7 protein-coding genes are annotated in these 6,246 nt (G+C 26.4%); 4 read left to right on the forward strand and 3 right to left on the reverse strand.

Annotated elements, in window-relative coordinates; genetic code table 11:
- Positions 1-403 (reverse strand): transposase (locus EPJ72_RS00295; RefSeq protein ID WP_147730286.1); only part of this gene is annotated, 403 nt, incomplete at its 3' end.
- Between the two features lie 187 nt (positions 404-590).
- Here EPJ72_RS00295 and EPJ72_RS00300 point away from each other — a divergent pair.
- From EPJ72_RS00300 to EPJ72_RS00315, 4 genes are all read left to right on the forward strand, one after another.
- Positions 591-893, forward strand: a complete 303-nt coding sequence (locus tag EPJ72_RS00300; RefSeq protein WP_147730287.1) for a hypothetical protein — start codon at positions 591-593, stop codon at positions 891-893.
- 23 nt (positions 894-916) lie between these two features.
- Positions 917-2,164, forward strand: coding sequence for a tetratricopeptide repeat protein (locus EPJ72_RS00305; protein ID WP_147730288.1), 1,248 nt, complete (start codon positions 917-919; stop codon positions 2,162-2,164).
- 136 nt (positions 2,165-2,300) lie between these two features.
- Positions 2,301-3,038 (forward strand): hypothetical protein, encoded by a 738-nt coding sequence (locus tag EPJ72_RS00310; RefSeq protein ID WP_147730289.1) that lies wholly within the window; start codon positions 2,301-2,303, stop codon positions 3,036-3,038.
- Between the two features lie 23 nt (positions 3,039-3,061).
- Entirely contained in the window at positions 3,062-3,568 is a 507-nt protein-coding gene (locus EPJ72_RS00315; RefSeq protein WP_147730290.1) for a DUF2147 domain-containing protein, read from the forward strand.
- On the opposite strand, the gene EPJ72_RS00320 is transcribed toward EPJ72_RS00315, so the two are convergent.
- Both EPJ72_RS00320 and EPJ72_RS00325 read right to left on the reverse strand, forming a co-directional pair.
- Positions 3,569-5,161 (reverse strand): peptide ABC transporter substrate-binding protein, encoded by a 1,593-nt coding sequence (locus EPJ72_RS00320; protein WP_147730291.1) that lies wholly within the window; start codon positions 5,159-5,161, stop codon positions 3,569-3,571. It lies immediately after the preceding gene.
- Between the two features lie 75 nt (positions 5,162-5,236).
- A complete protein-coding gene (locus EPJ72_RS00325; protein ID WP_147730292.1) occupies positions 5,237-5,953 on the reverse strand; it encodes a gamma-glutamyl-gamma-aminobutyrate hydrolase family protein in 717 nt (238 codons plus the stop codon).
- Between the last annotated feature and the right edge of the window lie 293 nt (positions 5,954-6,246).

Consider the following 6,246-nt stretch of genomic DNA (forward strand, 5'->3'; position numbering starts at 1 on the left):
TTTGTATTTTAGAGACAAATTTACGCTTATCATATCGCTTCTTTTTCTTTTTTGTTTTATATCTCCAAAGATTATTTCTTTTTAGTACATTCTCTATAGCTGTAACCCCTATCTTAATGCCTTCACGATTTAAATATGCTTTAATATAATGCTTACCTCGATATTCTTTAGTATAGAGTTCAATAATTAAATTAATAGCTTTTTGATTATTAAAGATATTTGGAGAAGTTTTTGGTCTAGTGCTAAAATTAGCGACAGTTCCAGTGTCTTTATATTTTTTAAGCCAAGCATAAAAAGTAGATTTGGGTATTTCTTCTATCTTTAGAAATCTTTTAATATTTTTAGTTTCTAATGCTTCATCCACTATAAATAATTTAAATTCTGTGCTATAATCTCTTTTCATAGTAGCATCCTTTTTATTTGTTTTATGTTCAAAATATTATAACAAGGATACTGCTTTTTTTATACTAAAAAATGTCCAATATCTCATACTCCTAAACAATAATATTAAATTTTATTATTGCAAAATTTATTTTTAGTTTTATAATTTTAATATTATTAATTAACATAATATTTGTTTGGATAAATTAATGCTTAAAAAAATTATTAATAGAATAAAATATTTTTATGCAGAAAAAAGAAAGTTATTTATTATAATATTATCTTCTTGGTTTGTATTTATTATAGTTATAGGTATTATTCTAGGTTTAAACCAAAAGCCTGATATAGTTCCTTTAACTCCAGAAGAAGAAAATGCTATGATATCTAATGAGATTATACGAAATGATGATAAAAAGGTTATAGAAGGTGAGATGCTTTCAACAAAAAATAATTTGAGTTTTGAGGAATTAGAACGCTCAAGGAATTATGTAGAAAGCCGAAAAAATAAATAATAACTTTTAGGAGGAAGAAAAATATGCGTTTAAAGATATGTGCATGTATATTTTCTTGTATTATGTTCACAGGGCTATTATTTGCTCAAGAGACAATTACAGTGCAGCCAGATGATAAAGTGGTAACTAATGAAGCACCTGTTTCTCGTAAGGGAGAGCCTTTAGAAAAAGACTTACTTCAATCAATAGATTTTGCTGCCAATAGCTTATTTTCTATTAAATTGAATGCTACTAATTTTGACAGATATATTCGCATTACAAGCTATTCTACAAATTTGGATTTTGTGAGATTTACTAGAGATAAAACTAATGCCTTTCTCACTTTCGCTACATTAACACATGGTGTAGCAAAACTTAATTTCCAAGTAGATACAGAAGATAATATAATTAGAAGATATATATACACAATAAATGTAACTAATGGAAATCCTATAACAGACACTAATTCTACAATGTTTGATGCTGAAACTACTAATGAAGCACCTACTACAAATGATATGATAATGGATACAAACGAAACAGTTACAAATACAACAAATAATACATCAGCTACAAATGCAACTGCAACAAACGCAGCAGTAAATAATAATACTACAAAAGCGGCATCAATAACTAAAACAACACCAAAAGAAGATAATTCTCAAGTTGCTTTATTATTTAAATCTGCCGAAGAGCTTAAAAATATTAAAGATTATGATAATGCCATAACTTCTTATAATAATATAATCTCTCAATATCCAGATTCAAAATATGCAGTTTATAGTTATTTTAGAATAGGCGATATTTATAATTTGAACAAAGATTATACCAATGCTTTTGATACTTATAAAAAGGCTTCTGAATTTAAAACTGCTAACAACAATCAAAAGGCAGCTGCTTTATACTCAATGGGTGTTGTGAGAAAAGCTGAAAATAATAATCAAGAAGCTATGAAATATTTTAATGATGTTATAGCTAAATATCCTAATACTTATTCTTATGGAAATGCTGTATATGAAGTTGCTAATAATTTAAAACAAATGGGAAAAATTTCTGACGGATTAAATATGCTAGAGAAATCATTAGCTTCAAAAGATAAGTTCTCTAAAAGAGCAGATTCAATGCTACTTCTTGCAGAGATTTATGAAACAGGAAATAATAATGTAAGAGATTTTAATAAAGCTTATTTAACATATAATCAATATTTGGCAGAATATCCTAATACTTCAAAAACAAAATATGCTAATGATAGAAAAAACTTTTTATCAAGAAATGCTGTTAATATAAGATAATAAATAAATAATTATTGTATAAAAAGCCTTTTAAGAAGCAATTCTTATTAGGCTTTTTTTAATATATTGTTGTTGATATTTTTTATAGAATGTATTATATTTGATAATAATATATAATATTGTTTTAAGAAAGTTTATGAAAAAAATTATTATACTATTTATATTAATATCTTCTTTAGCATATTCATTTCCATATAATATGTATACTGGAATGACAGGTGCACTTCGTTTGGGCGGTACTTTATATTTAGATAATATGAGAATAGGAAATAAAAAATATACTTTATCAAGTCCTATTATGCTTAATTTTGGTATATTAAAGAATTTTGATATATTTGCAAGGGTGCTTCCGCTTACTTATATTCCAGAAGTTGGCGTAGGTGTTGAGGGAGAGCCTCAATTTTCTATAATGCCGAGGTTTCAATTTTTTAATGGTTTTATAGGGGCAGTGGAGGTATTATTTCCCGGCTCTTCAAAGCAGAAATTCGGTTTAAATCCTCAGATACATTATTTAATAGGTCTTGGTGATTTCTTTACTATGTATGCTAATTTAGAAGTGCCTATGTTTTTTGATGACCCAAGAGGTGTTGTTAATTATATAAGGCTTAAAACAGCTATTGGGGTTTATCCCGGTTCTTTGTTTGGTTTTTCACTTGCGGGCATATATCTTGAATATCATTTAGCTTATGACTTTTATAATAAAGCTATGTTGGGCTTGAATCATCTTGGGCTTGGCGTTTATTTGGTGCTTAATAGCGATGCAAGTTTATCTATCAATTTCAGCCCTTATGTTGAACAGCTTGCTAGCGGATATTATTTTGGTATAGGTGCTTATATTTCATATACACTCGATTTTAATAAGTTTATTAGATAATAAAAAATCATTTGGATAGGATAATGAAAAAGATTATATTATTAATTGTTATATTTTCTTCGTTTTTATATGGGGCAAATAATGCTAAAGATATCGAAGGTTTTTGGGCTATGCCTGATAAGCCTAAAGGAAGAATGAAGGTTGCTAAGATAATAGTAATTAATAATAAACTTTATGCATATGCGGTTGATTTTCAAGATGATGTAAAAACTACTCTTGATATTCATAACCCTGATAAAGCTCTTAGAAATAAAGACCTTAAAGGACTTACATTTATTTATAATGTAGAGTTTAAAGATGGTGAGTGGCAGACTGGAAGAATATATCATACAGACCAAGGAAGCTCATATTATGCCAAAATTACTTTATCTGATGATAAAAAATCATTATCTCTAAAAGCTTCATTAGATAAAGGCGGAGTAGTTGGTGCTAGTGTAAAATGGACAAGATTATCCGAAGAAGAAGCTAAAAAATATAATGATATACCAATAAGCAGTTTAAGAACTGTAGAAGGTAAGCCTATCAATTAATTATTCTTCAATAATATCAGCATTTTTAAAATTATATATGCCAAAATTGTCGCATGTAACATTAATAAGTTTTGGGCTTTGCATAACTATGCTGTTATAATAAAATAAAGGTATTATAGCCATATCTTCTATAGCAATCTTTTCTGCCAAATGCAAATATTTTATATCTTGAGTTGTTAAATAATTTCTTATGTTTTCATCATATAAAAGATTATAGTATTTTCCTTCATTTAGCAAATAGTCTTTTTGAAGTAATGATAAAAATGACATAGGGTGATTATAGCCTCCAGCCCAACTTCTCCTCACCATATCAAAGTTACCGCTTCTTCTTATTTTTATAAACTCATTAAATGGTTTTGCAATAACTATTGTATCTATATTTAGAGTTTCTTTAAGCATTTTTTTAATTGCATTGGCTATTTCTAAATGAACTCCATAATCTGTAAAAAGATTTATTACAGGAAAATCATCAGTATTTTTATAGCCCGCTTCCTCTAATAAAGTTTTAGCTAATTCTATACTACTGTTATAATCTTTAGTAGAAAAATAGTCATTTGTATCTTCTTTTCTAAAATCCTTATTATTATATTTTATATTATATGGTACTATTGCTGATGCTACTATATCATCAGATTTTACTATATTTTCTATTATAAAGTTTCTGTCTATTGCTAATGATATTGCTTTTCTTATGGTAGGATTTGAAAGTGGATTTATTTCATTATTTATTTCATAAAAATATAATGAAGTTTTTGCAGCATTTTTAGCTATATTTTTTTCAAACAATTCATCTTTTTTTTCTATAGGTATATTATTATAAAAATATAATTCATCTTTTTCTATTAAGCTTAATGCTTCATTAGGATTATTTATAAACTCAAAATTAATTATATCTGCTTTTATATTTGTATAATTCCAATAATCTGTATTTTTTCTTACAACAAGCCTATAATCATCTATTCTTACAATCTGAAAAGCACCATTGCCAATCATAGTATCAGCATTCAAAGACCAATTATTTTCATCTTTGCTTACTATATCCTCCCTCAAAGGGGTATATGCACTATGACTTACCAATTCATCAAAATATGGAATAGGATATTCCAATTCAACATATAAAGTATCATTATCTAATGCCTTTACTCCTAATAGTTCTTTATCCATATTTCCATTTATTATTTCATGAGCGTTTTTTATATTCTCTAAATATACAGCAAGAGGCGACTGTGTTTTAGGATCAACAATTCTTCTCCATGCATATACAAAATCATCAGCTTTTAAATCGAATCCGTCTGCCCATTTAGCATTTGTTCTTATATAAAAAATATATATAGTGTTGTTATTTGATGATATCCACTTTTCTGCTGCTCCCGGTACTACATTACCATTTTCATCTTTTATAGCAAGGTTTTCAAATAGATGATTTATATATATCATAGAATTAATTGAAGATATTTTTGAAGGGTCTATTGAGTTGGGTTTACCTCCAACTGATACAGTTATTTCATTTAATATTTTCTGAGGCTCTTTATGGCATGATAAAAATAATATTGATATTAATATGTATAATTTCAAAAAACTATTTATTTTCATAAAAAATCCAAAATATAAAATTCTGTTTTTCATATATCGAAAAAAAAGATAACTTTATGATTAAAATATACTATTTTATTTATTATTTTCACAAATAAAAATAAATTTATTAAATATATTTTGCATTTTTATATTGTTTTCAGACATTAATTCTGGGTGCCATTGAATGGCTAATATAAAATGATTCTTGTCTTTATATTCTATAGCTTCTATAATATCATCATTAGCTTTTGCTACAATATTAAAGTCTTTAGCTGCTTTTCCTATTGCCTGATGATGAAAACTATTAACTTCGCTTTCTTCGCCTAATAAATCATAAAGCATAGAGTTTTTATCTATTTTTATTTTATGTGTTGCTACGTCTGTTGGAGCAGTTTGAGAATGAAGTATATTGCTTTTAGTTTGAGATTCTATATCCTGAATTAAATCTCCTCCAAAATAAACATTAATAAGCTGCAATCCTCTGCATATTCCTAAGATAGGTTTTTTCATTTTGAATGCATAATCGAGTACTGTAAAATCAAATTCATCTCTTTCTTTTGAAATAGTACCAATTTTAGGGTGAGGTTCTTGATTAAAGTAGAATGGGTGAATATCAACTCCTCCTGTCATAATAACACCAGAGGTATTTTCTACCATTTTTTTTATAATGTCTTTATCTTTTATTATTGGTATTATAACAGGTATTCCATTTGCTCTTACAACTGATTGTATATAGGAATCGTTTGCAAATGCTTTTTTACTGTTATTTTCATTTAATATATTTCCAGATATTGCTATAATTTTATTCATACTCAAAGCCGTTTTTAATTGATAATTATATTCAAATTATTGTATTTGTCAAATTAAAATATATTGTATAATTTAATATAAATATTTATATTATTAGTGTATTAATATGATTAATTATTTCGTATTATATGCAGTAATATAGTTAAAATTTTCTTTATATATACAATGTCATGGAGCCATAGATATTGTACTTTTACTTGCTATAATATTTTTGATTCTTTCTTTGATTGTAATATAACCTAACGAAGAAATCAATCTTTGATTGTTATAAAAATGTGTATATTCTTTTAATT

Origin of the sequence: Brachyspira pilosicoli (genome assembly GCF_008016535.1) — a bacterium.
In the GTDB taxonomy this organism is placed as follows: domain Bacteria; phylum Spirochaetota; class Brachyspiria; order Brachyspirales; family Brachyspiraceae; genus Brachyspira; species Brachyspira pilosicoli_A.

Excerpts from the sequence above, each read along its gene's own strand:
- EPJ72_RS00300 (WP_147730287.1), top strand. The coding sequence starts at position 591 with ATGCTTAAAAAAATTATTAATAGAATAAAATATTTTTATGCAGAAAAA.
- EPJ72_RS00310 (WP_147730289.1), top strand. The coding sequence starts at position 2,301 with ATGAAAAAAATTATTATACTATTTATATTAATATCTTCTTTAGCATAT.
- EPJ72_RS00320 (WP_147730291.1), bottom strand. The coding sequence starts at position 5,161 with ATGAAAATAAATAGTTTTTTGAAATTATACATATTAATATCAATATTA.
- EPJ72_RS00305 (WP_147730288.1), top strand. The coding sequence starts at position 917 with ATGCGTTTAAAGATATGTGCATGTATATTTTCTTGTATTATGTTCACA.
- EPJ72_RS00315 (WP_147730290.1), top strand. The coding sequence starts at position 3,062 with ATGAAAAAGATTATATTATTAATTGTTATATTTTCTTCGTTTTTATAT.
- EPJ72_RS00325 (WP_147730292.1), bottom strand. The coding sequence starts at position 5,953 with ATGAATAAAATTATAGCAATATCTGGAAATATATTAAATGAAAATAAC.